Origin of the sequence: Pseudomonas sp. K5002, from assembly GCF_013386655.1 — a bacterium.
Classification (GTDB): Bacteria; Pseudomonadota; Gammaproteobacteria; order Pseudomonadales; family Pseudomonadaceae; genus Aquipseudomonas.
Genome location: NZ_JACARK010000073.1, coordinates 1 through 18518 on the forward strand (window position 1 = coordinate 1; position 18518 = coordinate 18518).

General features: G+C 60.3%; 17 protein-coding genes. 9 read left to right on the top strand and 8 right to left on the bottom strand.

Translation table 11 applies throughout. From position 1 onward, the window contains the following. From HX846_RS04305 to HX846_RS04320, 4 genes are all read right to left on the bottom strand, one after another. Window positions 1-273: DUF489 family protein (locus tag HX846_RS04305; RefSeq protein WP_178965025.1), on the bottom strand; the 273-nt coding region annotated here is incomplete at its 3' end. Continuing rightward, the gene (mnmA, locus tag HX846_RS04310) at window positions 270-1394 is read right to left on the bottom strand and encodes a tRNA 2-thiouridine(34) synthase MnmA (protein ID WP_178965026.1); all 1125 of its coding nucleotides are present in this window, start codon (window positions 1392-1394) and stop codon (window positions 270-272) included. The genes HX846_RS04305 and mnmA, both read right to left, overlap by 4 nt. 59 nt (window positions 1395-1453) lie before the next feature. Further along, window positions 1454-1900, bottom strand: a complete 447-nt coding sequence (locus tag HX846_RS04315) for an NUDIX hydrolase (RefSeq protein WP_008431568.1) — start codon at window positions 1898-1900, stop codon at window positions 1454-1456. 228 nt (window positions 1901-2128) lie between these two features. Further along, the gene (locus tag HX846_RS04320) at window positions 2129-4354 is read right to left on the bottom strand and encodes an NADP-dependent isocitrate dehydrogenase (RefSeq protein WP_008431567.1); all 2226 of its coding nucleotides are present in this window, start codon (window positions 4352-4354) and stop codon (window positions 2129-2131) included. A 494-nt stretch (window positions 4355-4848) separates the two neighbouring features. On the opposite strand from HX846_RS04320, the gene icd reads away from it, so the two are divergent. Continuing rightward, complete coding sequence (gene icd, locus HX846_RS04325; protein WP_003219599.1) at window positions 4849-6105, top strand: NADP-dependent isocitrate dehydrogenase; 1257 nt, start codon at window positions 4849-4851, stop codon at window positions 6103-6105. Window positions 6106-6175: 70 nt separating this feature from the next. Here the strand turns inward: icd and cspD are convergent, their stop codons facing one another. Then, a complete protein-coding gene (cspD, locus tag HX846_RS04330) occupies window positions 6176-6436 on the bottom strand; it encodes a cold shock domain-containing protein CspD (protein WP_023658953.1) in 261 nt (86 codons plus the stop codon). Between the two features lie 224 nt (window positions 6437-6660). On the opposite strand from cspD, the gene clpS reads away from it, so the two are divergent. Together clpS and clpA are read left to right on the top strand one after the other, a co-directional pair. Beyond that, window positions 6661-7029 (top strand): ATP-dependent Clp protease adapter ClpS, encoded by a 369-nt coding sequence (gene clpS / locus HX846_RS04335; protein WP_003219604.1) that lies wholly within the window; start codon window positions 6661-6663, stop codon window positions 7027-7029. 29 nt (window positions 7030-7058) lie between these two features. Beyond that, entirely contained in the window at window positions 7059-9329 is a 2271-nt protein-coding gene (gene clpA / locus HX846_RS04340) for an ATP-dependent Clp protease ATP-binding subunit ClpA (RefSeq protein ID WP_003219606.1), read from the top strand. A gap of 154 nt (window positions 9330-9483) precedes the next feature. Here the strand turns inward: clpA and infA are convergent, their stop codons facing one another. From infA to aat, 3 genes are all read right to left on the bottom strand, one after another. After that, window positions 9484-9702: a translation initiation factor IF-1 gene (infA, locus tag HX846_RS04345; protein WP_002553999.1), complete on the bottom strand. Its 219-nt coding sequence runs from the start codon at window positions 9700-9702 to the stop codon at window positions 9484-9486. A 100-nt stretch (window positions 9703-9802) separates the two neighbouring features. Then, window positions 9803-10510 carry an arginyltransferase gene (locus HX846_RS04350; RefSeq protein WP_003219609.1) on the bottom strand — a complete coding sequence of 236 codons (708 nt, stop codon included), beginning with the start codon at window positions 10508-10510 and terminating at the stop codon, window positions 9803-9805. 55 nt (window positions 10511-10565) lie between these two features. After that, on the bottom strand, window positions 10566-11246 hold the full coding sequence (gene aat / locus HX846_RS04355) for a leucyl/phenylalanyl-tRNA--protein transferase (RefSeq protein WP_177050798.1): 681 nt from the start codon (window positions 11244-11246) through the stop codon (window positions 10566-10568). A 486-nt stretch (window positions 11247-11732) separates the two neighbouring features. On the opposite strand from aat, the gene ftsK reads away from it, so the two are divergent. From ftsK to HX846_RS04385, 6 genes are all read left to right on the top strand, one after another. Further along, a complete protein-coding gene (ftsK, locus tag HX846_RS04360) occupies window positions 11733-14141 on the top strand; it encodes a DNA translocase FtsK (protein ID WP_003219614.1) in 2409 nt (802 codons plus the stop codon). Window positions 14142-14198: 57 nt separating this feature from the next. Then, window positions 14199-14822, top strand: a complete 624-nt coding sequence (gene lolA, locus HX846_RS04365) for an outer membrane lipoprotein chaperone LolA (protein ID WP_003219615.1) — start codon at window positions 14199-14201, stop codon at window positions 14820-14822. 27 nt (window positions 14823-14849) lie between these two features. Beyond that, window positions 14850-16172 carry a replication-associated recombination protein A gene (locus HX846_RS04370; protein ID WP_003219616.1) on the top strand — a complete coding sequence of 441 codons (1323 nt, stop codon included), beginning with the start codon at window positions 14850-14852 and terminating at the stop codon, window positions 16170-16172. Then, complete coding sequence (crcB, locus tag HX846_RS04375; protein WP_003219617.1) at window positions 16172-16546, top strand: fluoride efflux transporter CrcB; 375 nt, start codon at window positions 16172-16174, stop codon at window positions 16544-16546. Before HX846_RS04370 ends, crcB begins: the two co-directional genes overlap by 1 nt. Window positions 16547-16562: 16 nt before the next feature. Further along, window positions 16563-17843: a serine--tRNA ligase gene (gene serS, locus HX846_RS04380; RefSeq protein ID WP_003219618.1), complete on the top strand. Its 1281-nt coding sequence runs from the start codon at window positions 16563-16565 to the stop codon at window positions 17841-17843. Further along, the coding region (locus HX846_RS04385) for a bifunctional precorrin-2 dehydrogenase/sirohydrochlorin ferrochelatase (protein ID WP_306173105.1) at window positions 17844-18518 on the top strand (675 nt) is incomplete at its 3' end.

Genomic DNA, 18518 nt, shown 5'->3' on the forward strand with positions numbered 1-18518 from the left:
GAGCATCGACAGGGCGTAGCGCAGCGGCTCGCGCTGCAAGGTGCTTGGGTCGCGCTCGAGGGCGCCGACCAGTGCGCGATAACCTTCGCGCAGGGCCAGGTCGTCGCCGCCGTACACTTCCAGGGTGTCCTTCGGGTCGCGGATCAGCAGGCTGCCGAGCATGCAGGTCAGGCCGGCCTCGGTGACCTGGCCGGTCTTGGCGATCTTGTCCACCAGCACCGCGGCGAGAAACACGCCGCCCAGTGCCGTCAGTTGCTCCTGGGTCGGGCTCATGCCGGGCTGCTCCAGGGTTCGGCAACTTCGATCACACCGCCCCCCAGGCAAATCTCTCCGTCATAGAACACTACCGATTGGCCCGGCGTTACGGCGCGCTGCGGGTCGTCGAAGGTGGCGCGATAGCCGGTGGCGGTTTTTTCCAGGGTGCAGGGCTGGTCGCTTTGGCGATAGCGCACTTTGGCCGTGAGGCGGCGCGGGCTGCTGAGGTCAACCGGGTTGACCCAGTAGATGTCCGAGGCCAGCAGGGCGCGGGAGAACAGCCATGGGTGGTCATTGCCCTGGCCCACGATCAGCTCGTTGTGCTCCAGGTCCTTGACCAGCACGTACCACGGCTCTTCGCTGGCGTCTTTCAAGCCGCCGATGCCCAGGCCCTGGCGCTGGCCGATGGTGTGGTACATCAAGCCGTGGTGACGGCCGATGATCTCGCCTTCGGTGGTCTTGATCTCGCCCGGTTGCGCCGGCAGGTACTGCTTGAGGAAGTCGCTGAAACGGCGCTCGCCGATAAAGCAGATCCCGGTGGAATCCTTCTTCTTGGCGGTGGCCAGGCCGTGTTTCTCGGCAATGGCGCGCACTTCGGGCTTTTCCAGCTCGCCCACCGGGAACAGGGTCTTGGCGATCTGTTCGCCGCCGACGGCGTGCAGGAAGTAGCTCTGGTCCTTGTTGGCGTCAAGGCCCTTGAGCAGCTCGGTGCGGCCATCGATGTCGCGACGGCGCACGTAGTGGCCAGTGGCGATCAGGTCGGCACCGAGGATCATCGCGTAGTCGAGGAACGCCTTGAACTTGATCTCGCGGTTACACAGGATGTCCGGGTTCGGCGTGCGACCGGCCTTGTATTCGGCCAGGAAGTGCTCGAACACGTTGTCCCAGTACTCGGCGGCGAAGTTGGCGGTGTGCAGCTTGATGCCGATTTTGTCGCAGACGGCCTGGGCATCCGCCAAGTCGTCCATGGCGGTGCAATATTCCGTTCCATCGTCTTCTTCCCAGTTCTTCATGAACAGGCCTTCCACCTCATAACCCTGCTCCATGAGCAGAACGGCGGAAACGGAAGAATCCACGCCGCCGGACATACCGACGATGACGCGCTTCTTTTGTGTGTCAGAAGGGGCTGGATCACGCATAGGATTTCAACGGGAGTCTTTAAAAAGGACGCGATTCTAGCAGGCTCGCGTCTGCAAGGCTAAAGAGAAGGGCGGATCAATTCGAGGCTGTGGCGCTGGCCGGCCAGATAATCGTCGATGCAGCGGATAATCAGCTCGCTGCGCCAGTCTTCGCGCAGGGCCATCAATTCGTCACGGGTCAGCCAGCGGGCGCGCAGAATACCGTCGTCCAGTGGGTAGTCCGGGTGGTGTTGCAGGGCCTTGGCGATGAAGCATACGCGCTGATAGGTCACGCCATTGCTGGGAGCGGTGTACAGGTAAATCCCGACAATCCCGGTGGCTTCGACGTCCCAGCCGGTCTCTTCGAGGGTTTCGCGCACGGCGGCCTCGGTCAGGGTTTCGTTCGGGTCGAGGTGGCCGGCGGGCTGGTTGAGCACGGCGCGGCCGCCCTTGAGTTCTTCGACCATCAGGAAGCGGCCGTTGTCTTCGACGATGGTGGCGACGGTGATGTGGGGGAGCCAGGTCATAAAGTGCCTCGATTCAAGGTGTAACGCTGTCTTCAGGCGCGATTGCATTCAGTGTGGGAGCGGGCTTGCTCGCGAATACGGCGTGTCAGTTAAAGAGGTATTGACTGATCCACCGCATTCGCGAGCAAGCCCGCTCCCACATTTTGATTGGGTTTCTTCAATAAAAGCGCCATGTCCAGAAACAGAAACCCCGGCACAGGGCCGGGGCTTCTTTGCATCCTTACAACCTTACACCAGCGCAGCGATTGCCGCGTTGAGGGTGGCGCTTGGGCGCATGGCCTTGCTGGTCAGCTCGGCGTTCGGTGCGTAGTAGCCACCGATGTCCACTGGCTTGCCCTGGACAGCGTTGAGCTCGGCAACGATGGTTGCCTCATTCGCGGTCAGGGTCTTGGCCAGTTCGCCAAACTGCGCTTGCAATGCAGTGTCTTCGGTCTGGGCCGCCAGGGCTTGAGCCCAGTACAGCGCCAGGTAGAAGTGGCTGCCGCGGTTGTCGATGTTGCCGACTTTGCGCGATGGCGACTTGTTGTTGTCGAGGAACTGGCCGGTGGCCTGGTCCAGGGTCTTGGACAGTACCAGGGCTTTCGGGTTGTTGTACGTCACACCCAAATGCTCGAGGGATGCGGCCAGGGCGAGGAACTCGCCCAGGGAATCCCAGCGCAGGAAGTTCTCTTCAACCAGTTGCTGCACGTGCTTCGGAGCCGAGCCGCCAGCGCCGGTTTCGAACAGGCCGCCACCGTTCATCAGCGGCACGATCGACAGCATCTTGGCGCTGGTGCCCAGTTCCATGATCGGGAACAGGTCGGTCAGGTAGTCGCGCAGAACGTTGCCGGTCACCGAGATGGTGTCCAGGCCCTTGCGGGTGCGCTCCAGGGTGAACTTCATCGCGTCGACTGGCGACATGATGCGGATGTCCAGGCCTTCGGTGTTGTGGTCTTTCAGGTAAGCCTGAACTTTCTCGACCACGACGCCGTCGTGCGCGCGCTGTGGGTCCAGCCAGAAGATGGCCGGGGTGTTGCTGGCGCGGGCGCGGTTGACGGCCAGTTTGACCCAGTCCTGGATCGGCGCGTCTTTGGTCTGGCACATGCGGAAGATGTCGCCGGCTTCAACAGCCTGTTCCATCAGCAGGTTGCCCTTGCTGTCGGTGACGCGGACTACGCCGTCAGCCTTGATCTGGAAGGTCTTGTCGTGGGAGCCGTACTCTTCGGCTTTTTTCGCCATCAGGCCAACGTTTGGCACGCTGCCCATGGTGGTTGGGTCGAAGGCGCCGTTGGCCTTGCAGTCTTCGATCACTGCCTGGTAGATAGTGGCGTAGCAGCGATCCGGGATCACCGCCTTGGTGTCGTGCAGCTGGCCGTCGGTGCCCCACATCTTGCCGGAGTCACGGATCATGGCAGGCATCGAGGCGTCGACGATGACGTCGCTCGGCACGTGCAGGTTGGTGATGCCTTTGTCGGAGTTGACCATCGCCAGGGAAGGGCGAGCAGCGTATACCGCCTGGATGTCGGCTTCGATCTGCGCTTGCTGATCGGCCGGCAGGGCCTTGATGCGAGCGTACAGGTCGCCGATGCCGTTGTTCAGGTTGAAGCCGATCTGCTCCAGCACCACAGCGTGCTTGGCCAGCGCGTCTTTATAGAACTCGGCAACGATCTGGCCGAACATGATCGGGTCGGAAACCTTCATCATGGTGGCTTTCAGGTGAACCGACAGCAGCACGCCTTGTTTCTTGGCGTCTTCGATTTCAGCGGCGATGAAGCTGCGCAGGGCTTTCTTGCTCAGCACGGCGGTGTCGATGATCTCGCCAGCTTGTACGCTGGTTTTTTCCTTCAGCACGGTAGCAGTACCGTCCTTGGCGATCAGTTCGATCTTGACGGCATCAGCGCCTTCGATCTGAACGGCTTTCTCGCTGCCGTAGAAGTCGCCGGTGCTCATGTGGGCAACGTGGGACTTGGAGTCGGCAGCCCAGGCGCCCATTTTGTGCGGGTGCTTGCGAGCGTAGTTCTTGACCGACAGCGGGGCGCGGCGGTCGGAGTTGCCTTCGCGCAGTACCGGGTTCACGGCGCTGCCCTTGACCTTGTCGTAACGTGCACGGGTTTCTTTTTCCGCGTCGGTGGTTACGGTTTCCGGGTAGTCCGGCAGGGCGTAGCCCTGGGCCTGCAGTTCCTTGATCGCAGCTTGCAGCTGAGGGGTCGAGGCACTGATGTTCGGCAGCTTGATGATGTTGGCTTCAGGGGTAACGGCCAGGTCGCCCAGTTCGGCGAGGTGGTCCGGCACGGCCTTGGCGCCCAGTTGCTCGGGGAAGCTTGCGAGGATGCGCGCGGCCAGGGAAATGTCGCGGGTTTCCACGGCAATATCAGCGGAAGCGGTGAAGGCCTCTACGATAGGTAGCAGTGAATAGGTGGCGAGGGCTGGGGCTTCGTCGGTGAAGGTGTAGATGATCTTCGAGCGGGTGGGCATATTCGGATTAACTCTCTTCTTTGCTGAAAGCATGCGCAGAAACTCGAGATGCGCCGGGTAAAGCGCGTTCGTTCAAAGTCATCCATGAGCGAAATGTCGAAGTTTCTTCGCGGTGATGTTGGGTTGCATCAGTCGAGCGTCAAGCGGGTGAGCTACTGTAGTAGCTCGGCTTTTCTGGCGGAGGGCGTCTGTCTAGAGCGGTCGGCCGTCGTGACTCTTTGGTCAGCGGCGGCATTATACATAGGTCGCTATGCTTACGCCGAGCCTTCATACAAAAGGTGTGTCGTCCATTGGTCTAAAGGTCGCAGGCAGCGGGTTGCGCCTAAAGTCGCATGATGTGCTCAAGATTGGCGCTTTTCCCTTTGCTTTCAAGCTTGTAGGCCGCTAAATGTGCTGTTTTCGACGCAAATGTGCAGGGCCTGAGGTTTCAGTCCTCATTTATCTGGAGTAGGCTCGAACGCAGCCAGATGTTCAATCCATAGATGGAGTTCAGCATGGGATACAAGAAGATTCAGGTTCCGGCAGTCGGCGACAAAATCACCGTCAATGCAGACCATTCTCTCAATGTTCCTGACAACCCGATCATCCCCTTCATCGAGGGTGACGGTATTGGCGTCGACATCAGCCCGGTGATGATCAAGGTGGTCGATGCAGCTGTTAACAAGGCTTATGGCGGCAAGCGCAAAATCTCCTGGATGGAGGTGTATGCCGGCGAAAAGGCCACCCAGGTTTACGACCAGGACACCTGGCTGCCCCAGGAAACCCTGGATGCGGTCAAGGACTACGTGGTTTCCATCAAGGGCCCGCTGACCACCCCAGTCGGTGGCGGTATCCGTTCGCTGAACGTTGCCCTGCGCCAACAGCTCGACCTTTATGTGTGCCTGCGCCCGGTGCGCTGGTTCGAAGGCGTGCCAAGCCCGGTCAAGAAGCCAGGCGATGTGGACATGACCATCTTCCGCGAGAACTCCGAGGATATTTACGCCGGCATCGAGTGGAAAGCCGGCTCCCCGGAAGCGATCAAGGTCATCAAGTTCCTGAAGGAAGAGATGGGCGTCACCAAGATCCGTTTCGACCAGAACTGCGGGATCGGCATCAAGCCGGTGTCCCTGGAAGGCACCAAGCGCCTGGCGCGCAAGGCCTTGCAGTATGTCGTGGATAACGACCGCGACTCGCTGACCATTGTGCACAAAGGCAACATCATGAAGTTCACCGAAGGTGCCTTCAAGGAATGGGCCTACGAAGTGGCGGCCGAAGAGTTCGGCGCGACCCTGTTGGATGGCGGCCCGTGGATGCAATTCAAGAACCCGCGCACCGGCAAGAATGTGGTGGTCAAGGACGCCATTGCCGACGCCATGCTCCAGCAGATCCTGCTGCGCCCGGCCGAATACGACGTGATCGCCACCCTTAACCTTAACGGTGACTATCTGTCCGACGCACTGGCGGCGGAAGTGGGCGGTATCGGTATTGCGCCGGGCGCCAACCTGTCCGACACCGTGGCGATGTTCGAAGCCACCCACGGTACTGCGCCGAAGTATGCCGGCAAGGACCAGGTCAACCCGGGTTCGCTGATCCTGTCGGCGGAAATGATGTTGCGCCACATGGGCTGGACCGAAGCGGCCGACCTGATCATCAAGGGCACCAACGGCGCAATTTCGGCCAAGACCGTGACCTATGACTTCCACCGCTTGATGGACGGCGCCAAGTTGCTGTCGTCGTCGGCGTTCGGGGATGCGCTGATTTCGCATATGTAAGCTGATACAGGGGCGTAAAAAAACCGGCCTGATGGGCCGGTTTTTTTTAGAGCGTTTGCTCAGTGGCTGATCAGGCCAGCTGTCTTTTTGATTTTTGAGCGACGCCCTCTTTGGGGGTAGTGGCGCTGACTGGAGCGCTGATATTCACTGCGTGCAAGCCCTTGGGTCCCTGAATGATGTCGAAGGAAACCGGTTGCCCTGCCTTTAGTGTCTTGTAGCCATCCATTTGGATAGCCGAGTAATGCGCAAATAGGTCGTCAGTCTTGTCGTCTTCGTTGATGAAGCCGTAACCCTTGGCATTGTTGAACCACTTGACCTTACCGCTCGCCATGCCCATATCCCTCTGCACCAGACTCCATCACTGGAGTATCATCCAGTTTATCCGTCCTAACCCGAATAAATAAGGTTGACTGCGCGGACCTTTTTTACCCACTGTGGGTTCTATTGGTTGTAACACTGATTTGCCGATAGTCAAGGCGACCAGTCGGTCAGAGTTGAAATTCTGACAGGTCGCCCCCACCACTGTATTTGAACCACTGACGAACCTTTCTTTCCATGCATGCAATCAGCCAGATTCGACTAACATTCAATCAGGATCGCCCGGATCATCAAGAAGACGACGACGGTTCTGCAGGCATTGCTGTCCAGGAGGCCAAGCCTGCTTTACAGGCGCCGCCGATGTACAAGGTGGTTTTGTTCAATGATGACTACACACCGATGGATTTCGTCGTCGAAGTACTCGAGGTGTTTTTTAACCTGAACCGCGAGTTGGCGACCAAGGTAATGCTGGCCGTTCACACAGAAGGACGGGCAGTATGTGGAGTGTTTACCCGCGACATCGCCGAGACAAAGGCCATGCAGGTCAACCAGTACGCCAGGGAAAGCCAGCATCCGCTACTCTGTGAAATCGAGAAGGACGGTTAACTCCGACCACTTGGGTATGAGGTGAAGCTATGTTAAACCGCGAGCTCGAAGTCACCCTCAATCTTGCCTTCAAGGAGGCCCGTTCGAAGCGTCATGAATTCATGACCGTCGAACACCTGCTGCTGGCACTTTTGGATAACGAAGCTGCCGCCACCGTACTGCGTGCGTGTGGTGCCAATCTCGACAAACTCAAGCATGACCTGCAGGAGTTTATCGACTCCACCACGCCGTTGATCCCCGTTCATGACGAGGACCGCGAGACCCAGCCAACCCTGGGCTTCCAGCGGGTACTGCAGCGTGCCGTTTTCCACGTACAGAGCTCCGGCAAGCGCGAAGTCACAGGGGCCAATGTGCTCGTGGCGATCTTCAGCGAGCAGGAAAGCCAGGCTGTGTTCCTGCTCAAGCAGCAAAGCGTTGCCCGTATTGATGTCGTCAACTACATCGCCCATGGCATTTCCAAGGTGCCGGGGCATGGCGATCACTCGGAAGGTGAGCAGGATATGCAGGATGACGAGGGCGGTGAGTCTTCTTCTTCGAGCAACCCGCTGGACGCTTATGCCAGCAACCTCAACGAACTGGCGCGCCAGGGGCGGATCGATCCGCTGGTGGGGCGTGAGCTGGAAGTTGAGCGCGTGGCGCAGATCCTGGCGCGTCGCCGCAAGAACAACCCGTTGTTGGTCGGTGAGGCAGGCGTGGGTAAAACCGCGATTGCCGAAGGCCTGGCCAAACGCATTGTTGATAACCAGGTGCCCGACCTGCTGGCCAACAGCGTCGTCTACTCCCTTGACCTGGGCGCATTGCTCGCCGGGACCAAGTACCGTGGCGATTTCGAGAAGCGCTTCAAGGCGTTGCTCGGCGAGCTGAAAAAACGCCCGCAGGCGATCCTGTTCATTGACGAAATCCACACCATCATCGGTGCCGGTGCTGCTTCCGGTGGCGTGATGGATGCGTCGAACCTGCTCAAGCCGCTGCTGTCTTCGGGCGATATCCGTTGCATCGGTTCGACCACGTTCCAGGAATTCCGCGGGATCTTCGAAAAAGACCGTGCCCTGGCGCGCCGCTTCCAGAAAGTGGATGTGTCCGAGCCTTCGGTAGAAGACACCATTGGCATCCTGCGCGGGCTCAAGGGGCGCTTTGAAGCGCACCATGGCATCGAGTACACCGATGAGGCGCTGCGTGCAGCCGCCGAGCTGGCATCGCGCTACATCAATGACCGGCACATGCCGGACAAGGCTATCGACGTGATCGACGAGGCGGGTGCCTACCAGCGCCTGCAGCCGGTAGAGAAGCGTGTGAAACGCATCGACGTGCCTCAGGTCGAGGATATCGTGGCGAAGATCGCGCGGATTCCGCCAAAACACGTCAACACCTCCGATCGGGAGCTGCTGCGTAACCTGGAGCGCGACCTCAAGCTGACCGTGTTTGGTCAGGATGCAGCCATCGACTCGCTGTCCACCGCGATCAAGCTGTCCCGCGCTGGCCTCAAGTCGCCGGACAAGCCGGTCGGTTCGTTCCTGTTCGCCGGGCCTACCGGCGTCGGCAAGACCGAAGCGGCGCGGCAATTGGCCAAGGCCATGGGGATCGAGCTGGTGCGTTTCGACATGTCCGAGTACATGGAGCGTCACACCGTGTCGCGCCTGATCGGTGCGCCTCCGGGCTATGTCGGCTTCGACCAGGGCGGCCTGTTGACCGAGGCGATCACCAAGCAGCCACATTGCGTGCTGCTGCTCGATGAAATCGAGAAGGCGCACCCGGAAGTCTTCAACCTGCTGTTGCAGGTCATGGACCACGGCACCCTGACCGACAACAACGGGCGCAAGGCGGACTTCCGCAACGTGATCGTGATCATGACCACCAATGCCGGTGCCGAAACGGCCGCGCGGGCTTCCATTGGCTTTACTCATCAGGATCACTCTTCCGACGCCATGGAAGTGATCAAGAAGAGTTTCACGCCGGAATTCCGCAACCGCCTGGACACCATCATCCAGTTTGGTCGCCTCAGCCATGAGGTCATCAAAAGCGTGGTGGACAAGTTCCTCACCGAGCTCCAGGCGCAGTTGGAAGACAAGCGCGTGCAGCTGGAAGTCTCGGACGCGGCGCGCAACTGGCTGGCGGAAGGTGGCTACGACGCGGCAATGGGCGCTCGGCCAATGGCTCGCCTGATCCAGGACAAGATCAAGCGCCCACTGGCGGAAGAGATCCTGTTCGGCGAACTGGCAGACCATGGTGGCGTGGTGCATATCGATCTGAAGGACGGCGAGTTGACCTTCGACTTCGAAACCACGGCTGAAATGGCCTGATAGCTGACGCAACAAAACAAAAAGGCGCCGAGAGGCGCCTTTTTGCTGTCTTGAAACCGATGCAGATCAAATGTGGGAGCGGGCTTGCTGGTTTCAGGTAAATCGCGCGCACACAAAAACGCCCGGCATAACCGGGCGTTTTGTATTGACTTGATTAACGGGCGCGGTAAGTGATGCGCCCTTTGCTCAGGTCATAGGGCGTCAGTTCGACGCGCACTTTGTCACCGGTAAGAATACGAATGTAGTTCTTGCGCATCTTGCCGGAGATATGCGCGGTTACGACGTGCCCATTTTCCAACTCCACACGAAACATGGTGTTGGGCAGGGTGTCGACGACAGTGCCTTCCATTTCGAAGCTGTCTTCTTTCGACATGCAGTAAAGCCCTCGGTATCCAGTGAATGGCCCGGTGCAACTGCGCCAGGCAAAAGCGGCGTGCATTGTGCCCGAAAAAGGGTGTTTAAGCCAAGAGGTTCTAGTTCAACGTGACCCATCTTTGGTTAATTAGCAGCTCAATGGGCCGATATTGGGTCTTGTAGTTCATCTTTTTGCAGTTTTTTATCCAGTATCCGAGGTACACCGCCTCCAATTCCAGGCGCAAGGCTTCACCGATCTGCCACAGGATCGCAAAGCGTCCCAGGCTGCGCCGTTCCTCGGCGGGCTCATAAAAGGTGTAGACCGCCGACAGGCCATTGGGCAGCAGGTCAGTCACGGCGACCGCCACCAGTCGTCCCTCGAGCCGAAACTCATAGAAGCGCGAGAAGGGCAGGTCGCGCACCAGGAAGGTGGAAAACTGGTCGCGGCTGGGAGGGAACATGTCGCCGTCGGCGTGGCGCTGTTCGATGTAGCGTTGGTAAAGGTCGAAATATTCTTCGCTGAAGCCGGGTTTGGTGGCGGTAACGGTCAGGTCGGCGTTGCGCTTCAGGATGCGTTTCTGGTTGCGGTCCGGCAGGAACTGCGCCACCGGGATGCGCGCCGGTACGCAGGCGTTGCAGTTCTGGCAGTGCGGCCGGTAAAGGTGGTCGCCGCTGCGCCGGAAGCCCATTTCCGACAAATCGGCATACACATGCACGTCCATCGGCTGGCTGGGGTCGAGGAACAGCGTGGTGGCCTGCTCATCGGGCAGATAGCTGCATGAGTGGGGTTGAGTGGCATAAAACTTCAAACGCGCCAGCTCGGTCATGATCAACCCTCGGATAAGCTTTGAAATAAGTGTAAGCCAGGTGCGGGGAAGTCGCCTAGGAAACCCACGGAGCAGAGCTGGTTTGGTCCAAATGGTCGCGCAGGTAGTTGGCGAAGTCGCTGCGGGGAATGGCGCGGGCGCCGAGGCTGTGCAGGTGATCGGTGGGCATCTGGCAGTCGATCAGCACAAAGCCCCAGGCCTGTAGTTGCCGAACCAGGGTGGCAAAGCCGTATTTCGAGGCGTTGTCGGCGCGACTGAACATGGACTCGCCGAAAAACAACTGGCCCATCGCCAGGCCGTACAGGCCGCCCACCAGTTCGCCCGCGTCCCACACCTCCACCGAATGCGCATAACCGCGCTGGTGCAGTTGCAGGTAGGCGTTCTGCATGGCTTCGGTGATCCAGGTGCCATCGGCATAACTGCGCGGCGCCGCGCACGCCTGGATGACCGCAGTGAAGTCCTGGTCGAAAGTCACTGTGTAACGCTGCTGGCGCAACAATTTGCCGAGGCTGCGGGAAACGTGCAGCTCATCGGGAAACAGTACGGTGCGCGGGTCGGGCGACCACCAGAGGATGGGCTGGCCTTCCGAGAACCAGGGAAAACAGCCGTGACGGTAGGCCTGGATCAGGCGGTCGGCCGACAGGTCGCCACCGGCCGCGAGCAGGCCATTGGGTTCGCGCATGGCCTTGGCCAGCGGTGGGAAGGTCAGGGTGTTGCGTTGTAACCAGGTCAGCATGGCATCCAGGCTTACGGAAGGGGAGGGCGGTAACGGCGATGTTGTCCGTTGCAAGAGCTGTGATTATTGTCGACGAAACGCTCTGGGGCTAGCCCGAACATGGGATCGATGCAGATAAGCATGAACGGGTGTTTCTGCAACTCTATGCCGGGGGCGTGGTCGTAATCGCGTACGTCGGTCGGCAAGCTAGCCTGGATTGGCAAAAACAGCTCATAAGCCTTTGTCAGTAAAGACAATGCATGCTCAAATTGAACGTTATGAAATTGAACATTGGCTATGCTGTGTAACGTAGGCCAAGTGCGTGGCATCGCGCGCACAAACCCGTACAATGCGGCCATTGGGGCGTTATCGCCGTTTCATGAATCAGTAGCAGGGTGTTAAAAGTAGCTCCACTGGCACTCGTTCATTTTTTACCTGCCCGGATTGGGCAGTGTTTTGCAGTCATTCAACAGATGGACGCGCTAAAGGCGCAGGAAAAGACCCGTTTTGAAGAAATCCGCCGCAACACCTAAAGCCGCAGTCGTGCCCGCCTGGCGCCAGCACCTGCACTACCGACTCAAGGAAGGTGCACTGATCGCCATCGGCGCGCTGTGCCTGTTCCTGATGATGGCCTTGCTCACCTATGGCAAGGACGATCCAGGCTGGAGCCACAACAGCAAGATCGAAGACGTGCAGAACTTCGGTGGTCCGGCCGGCTCCTACAGCGCCGACATCCTGTTCATGGTGCTGGGTTACTTCGCTTACATCTTCCCGTTGCTGCTGGCCATCAAGACCTGGCAGATCTTCCGCCAGCGTCACGAGCCGTGGCAATGGAGCGGCTGGCTTTTCTCCTGGCGCCTGATCGGCCTGGTGTTCCTGGTGTTGTCCGGCGCGGCCCTGGCCCATATCCATTTCCATGCACCTACCGGTCTGCCGGCCGGTGCCGGCGGCGCTTTGGGCGAAAGCCTCGGCGACCTGGCCCGCAGGACCCTGAACATCCAGGGCAGCACCCTGATGTTTATTGCGCTGTTCCTGTTCGGCCTCACCGTGTTTACCGACCTGTCCTGGTTCAAGGTCATGGACGTGACCGGCAAGATCACCCTCGACCTGCTCGAACTGTTCCAGGGCGCCGCCAATCGCTGGTGGTCGGCCCGGGTGGACCGCAAACGCATGGTTGCGCAACTGCGCGAGGTGGATACCCGCGTCAACGAGGTGGTAGCCCCGAGCACGCCGGACCGGCGTGAGCAGGCCAAGGTCAAGGAACGCCTGATCGAACGCGAGCAGGCCCTGACCAAGCACATGTCGGACCGCGAGAAGCAAGTGCCGCCGGTGATTGCCCCTGCGCCGCCGAAGGCCCCCGAGCCGAGCCACCGCGTGCAGAAAGAGAAACAGGCGCCGTTGTTTGTCGACAGCGCCGTGGAAGGCACCTTGCCGCCGATCTCGATTCTTGATCCTGCGGAAAAGAAACAGCTCAATTATTCCCCCGAATCCCTGGCGGCCGTCGGCCACCTGCTGGAAATCAAGCTCAAGGAATTCGGCGTCGAAGTCTCGGTGGATTCGATCCACCCGGGCCCGGTGATTACCCGCTACGAAATCCAGCCGGCTGCCGGCGTCAAGGTCAGCCGCATTTCCAACCTGGCCAAGGATCTGGCGCGTTCGCTGGCCGTGACCAGCGTGCGGGTGGTGGAAGTGATTCCGGGCAAGACCACCGTCGGTATCGAGATTCCCAACGAAGACCGGCAGATCGTGCGCTTCTCCGAAGTGCTGTCGACCCCGGAATACGACAACTTCAAGTCGCCGGTCACCCTGGCCCTGGGCCACGACATCGGCGGCAAGCCGGTGATCACCGACCTGGCGAAAATGCCTCACTTGCTGGTTGCCGGTACCACCGGTTCCGGTAAGTCGGTGGGTGTGAACGCGATGATCCTGTCGATCCTGTTCAAGTCGGGCCCGGATGACGCCAAGCTGATCATGATCGACCCGAAAATGCTTGAGCTGTCCATCTACGAAGGCATTCCACACCTGTTGTGCCCGGTGGTGACCGACATGAAGGATGCGGCCAACGCCCTGCGCTGGAGCGTTGCCGAGATGGAGCGGCGCTACAAGCTGATGGCGAAGATGGGTGTGCGTAACCTGTCGGGCTTCAACGCCAAGGTCAAGGAAGCCCAGGACGCCGGCACGCCGCTGACCGACCCGTTGTACAAGCGTGAAAGCATCCACGACGAAGCGCCGCTGTTGACCAAATTGCCGACCATCGTGGTGGTGGTCGACGAATTTGCCGACATGATGATGATCGTCGGCAAGAAGGTCGAAGAGCTGATCGCCCGTATCGCCCAGAAGGCGCGGGCCGCCGGGATCCACTTGATCCTCGCGACCCAGCGTCCGTCGGTGGACGTGATCACCGGCCTGATCAAGGCCAACATCCCGACCCGCATGGCGTTCCAGGTGTCGAGCAAGATCGATTCCCGGACCATCATCGACCAGGGCGGCGCCGAGCAACTGCTGGGCCACGGTGACATGCTCTACATGCCGCCGGGCACCAGTTTGCCGATCCGTGTCCACGGCGCGTTCGTCTCCGACGATGAGGTGCACCGTGTGGTGGAAGCCTGGAAACTGCGTGGCGCCCCGGAATACAACGACGACATCCTCGCCGGCGTCGAAGAGGCCGGCAGCGGCTTCGACGGTGGCAGCGGCGGTGGCGACGATGATGCCGAGACCGATGCGCTCTACGACGAAGCGGTGCAGTTCGTGCTTGAAAGCCGCCGCGCCTCGATCTCCGCCGTACAGCGCAAGCTGAAGATTGGCTACAACCGCGCTGCCCGCATGATCGAAGCCATGGAAATGGCCGGCGTGGTCACCTCGATGAACACCAACGGCTCGCGCGAAGTGATTGCGCCAGCGCAGATGCGTGACTGATTACGTGCCGCGTGGCAACACGCGGCACGCCTTGCAACCGAATCTAAGAGGACTCCCATGCGTCTTATCCGCATGCTGTTGTTGCCTGCATTGGCCCTGACTGCTGTTTCGGCTCATGCTGACCCGGCTTCCGTCGCCAGCCTGAAAAACCTGTTGGACAAATCCCAGACCCTGACCGCGCGCTTCTCCCAGCTCACGCTGGATGCCGGTGGCACCCAGTTGCAGGAAACCGCCGGCGAGATGGCTGTACAGCGTCCAGGGCTGTTCTACTGGCACACAGAAGGCAAGGCCGAGCAGACCATCGTCTCTGACGGCCAAAAAGTCACCCTGTGGGACCCGGACCTGGAGCAGGCGACCATCAAGAAGCTCGACCCGCGCCTGAACCAGACGCCAGCGCTGTTGCTGTCGGGCGATGTGTCGAAGATCAACGACAGCTTCGACATTACCTCCAAGCAGACCAGCAACGTGATTGAATTCACCCTTAAGCCGAAATCCAAGGACACGCTCTTTGACACGCTGTCCCTGTCGTTTGGCAACGGCGTGATCAACAACATGCGTCTGATTGACAGCGTCGGCCAGCGCACCGATATCCTGTTCTCCGGGGTCAAGGCCAACCAGCCGGTACCGGCATCCAAGTTCAAGTTCGACATCCCGAAGGGTGCCGACGTGATCCAGGAATAAACTGCCCAGAGGTTTCAAACGCTGCCCATGGACCTGTTTCGAAGTGACCCGATTGCTCAGCCTCTGGCGGCGCGCCTGCGCTCGACCAACCTGGACGAGTACGTCGGGCAGGAACACCTGCTCGCCCGCGGCAAGCCTTTGCGCGAGGCCCTTGAGCAGGGTGCGCTGCACTCGATGATTTTCTGGGGGCCGCCGGGCGTGGGTAAAACCACCCTGGCGCGGCTCCTGGCAAAAGTCTCGGATGCACACTTCGAGACGGTCTCGGCGGTGCTGGCCGGGGTCAAGGAGATCCGCCAGGCGGTGGAAGTCGCCAAGCAGCAGGCCGGGCAGTACGGCAAGCGCACCATCCTGTTCGTCGACGAAGTGCATCGCTTCAACAAGTCGCAGCAGGATGCGTTCTTGCCGTATGTCGAAGACGGCACGCTGATCTTTATTGGTGCCACCACCGAAAACCCGTCTTTTGAACTGAACAATGCCTTGCTGTCCCGGGCGCGTGTCTATGTGCTCAAGAGCCTCGATGAAGCCGCGATGCAGAAGCTCTTGCAGCGTGCGCTGAACGAAGACAAGGGCCTGGGCAAGCGCCAGTTGAGTGTCAGTGAGGAAGGCTTCAAGATCCTGCTGACTGCTGCGGATGGCGACGGTCGACGTTTTCTCAATCTGCTGGAAAACGCTTCCGACCTGGCCGAGGATGGCAGCGAAATCGGCGTCGACTTGCTGCAGAGCCTGTTGGGCGACACCCGCCGGCGTTTCGACAAGGGCGGCGAAGCGTTCTACGACCAGATTTCCGCGCTGCACAAATCTGTGCGCGGCTCCAACCCCGACGGCGCGCTGTACTGGTTTGCGCGGATGATCGACGGCGGTTGCGACCCGCTGTACCTGGCCCGGCGCGTGGTGCGCATGGCCAGCGAAGATATCGGCAATGCCGACCCGCGTGCGCTGAGCCTGTGCCTGGCCGCCTGGGAAGTGCAGGAACGCCTGGGCAGCCCGGAAGGCGAGTTGGCGGTGGCCCAGGCCATCACCTATCTGGCCTGCGCACCGAAGAGCAACGCGGTGTACATGGGCTTCAAGTCCGCCCTGCGTGCTGCCGCCGAGCATGGTTCCCTGGAAGTGCCGCTGCACCTGCGCAATGCGCCGACCAAGCTGATGAAGCAACTCGGCTACGGCGATGAGTACCGCTACGCCCACGATGAGCCGGACGCCTATGCGGCTGGCGAAGATTACTTCCCGGATGACCTTGAGCCGCAGCCGTTCTACCAGCCGGTGCCCCGCGGCCTGGAGCTGAAGATCGGCGAAAAGCTCAATCACCTCGCCCAACTTGACCGGCTCAGTCCGAAACAGCGGAGAAAGTAGTGCTCAGAACGATTCTTGCCGTGTCCGTGGCCGGCATCGCTGGTACATTATTGCGTTTCGCCACCAGCACGTGGGTCAGCGCCAATTGGCCGAAGCATTTTTATGCGGCGACCCTGGCGGTCAACCTGGTGGGCTGTTTGATCATCGGCTTGTTGTACGGGTGGTTTCTGCTTCGCCCGGAAGTGCCGATTGAGATTCGTGCCGGCTTGATTGTCGGTTTTGTAGGCGGTCTGACGACCTTTTCATCCTTTTCACTGGACACGCTACGCCTGCTGGAAAGCGGGCAGGCACCGGTCGCCTTCGGGTACCTGGCCGTCAGCGTGTTCGGCGGGCTGCTCGCCACCTGGGCTGGCCTGTCCTTGACCAAACTTTGATAAACGAGAGACCGACATGCTCGATTCCAAACTGTTACGTAGCAACCTTCAGGACGTAGCGGACCGCCTGGCATCCCGTGGCTTTGCCTTGGATGTTGCGCGCATCGAAGCGCTGGAAGAACAGCGCAAGACCGTCCAGACCCGCACCGAAGCACTGCAGGCTGAGCGTAATGCGCGTTCCAAATCCATCGGTCAGGCCAAGCAGCGCGGCGAAGACATCGCGCCGTTGATGGCGGACGTCGAGCGTATGGCTGGCGAGTTGGCTTCCGGCAAAGTCGAGCTGGACGTTATCCAGACCGAACTGGACTCGATCCTGCTGGGCATCCCGAACCTGCCGCACGAATCCGTGCCGATCGGCGAAGACGAAGACGGCAACGTCGAAGTCCGTCGCTGGGGCACGCCAAAAGCCTTCGATTTCGAGATCAAGGACCACGTCGCCCTGGGCGAACTGACCGGTGGCCTGGACTTCGAAACGGCGGCCAAAATGTCCGGCGCGCGCTTTGCCTTGCTGCGTGGCCCGATTGCACGCATGCACCGCGCCCTGGCGCAGTTCATGATCAACCTGCACACCGGCGAGCACGGCTACGAAGAGGCTTACACCCCGTACCTGGTCCAGGCTCCGGCGCTGATGGGCACCAGCCAGCTGCCGAAATTCGAGGAAGACCTGTTCAAGATCAGCCGCGATGGCGAAGCCGACTTGTACCTGATCCCGACCGCCGAAGTGTCGCTGACCAATATCGTGGCCGGGGAAATCCTCGACGCCAAGCAGCTGCCGATCAAGTTTGTCGCCCACTCGCCATGCTTTCGCAGCGAAGCCGGTGCATCGGGCCGCGACACCCGCGGCATGATTCGCCAGCACCAGTTCGACAAGGTCGAGATGGTGCAGGTTGTCGAGCCGTCGACTTCCATGGAAGCGCTGGAAGGCCTGACCGCCAACGCCGAACGCGTCCTGCAACTGCTGGAGCTGCCGTACCGCGTTCTGGCGCTGTGCACCGGCGACATGGGTTTCAGTGCCGTGAAGACTTACGACCTGGAAGTGTGGGTGCCGAGCCAGGACAAATACCGCGAGATTTCGTCGTGCTCCAACTGCGGTGATTTCCAGGCCCGTCGCATGCAGGCGCGTTTCCGTAACCCGGAAACCGGCAAGCCCGAGCTGGTCCACACCCTCAACGGTTCGGGCCTGGCAGTAGGCCGTACCCTGGTGGCCGTGCTGGAAAACTACCAGCAGGCTGACGGTTCGATCCGCGTGCCTGAAGTGCTCAAGCCGTACATGGCGGGCGTTGAGGTCATCGGCTAAATGGAATTTCTGCCGCTGTTTCATAACCTGCGCGGCAGTCGTGTGTTGGTCGTCGGTGGCGGGGAGATTGCCTTGCGCAAATCCCGGCTGCTGGCCGACGCCGGCGCGTTGTTGCGGGTGGTTGCTCCCCAGATTGAAGACCAGTTGCGTGAACTGGTGCAGGGCAGTGGCGGTGAACTGATTTTGCGTGGTTATCAGGAGGCCGACCTCGACGGTTGCACCCTGATCATCGCGGCGACCGACGACGAGCCGCTGAACGCGCAAGTGTCCAGCGATGCCCGGCGTCGTTGCGTACCGGTCAATGTGGTGGATGCGCCGGCCTTGTGCAGCGTGATCTTTCCGGCGATTGTCGACCGTTCGCCGTTGGTGATCGCAGTGTCCAGCGGCGGCGATGCGCCGGTGCTGGCACGGCTGATCCGGGCCAAGCTGGAAACCTGGATTCCGTCGACTTACGGCCAGTTGGCCGGGCTGGCGGCGCGGTTTCGCAGCCAGGTCAAAGGCTTGTTCCCGGATGTGCAGCAACGTCGCGCGTTCTGGGAAGATGTCTTCCAGGGCCCGATTGCTGATCGGCAACTGGCCGGGCAGGGCGATGAAGCCGAGCGTCTGCTGGTGGAGAAAATCAACGGCGCGCCGCCGCACGCACCGGGCGAAGTCTACCTGGTGGGCGCAGGCCCG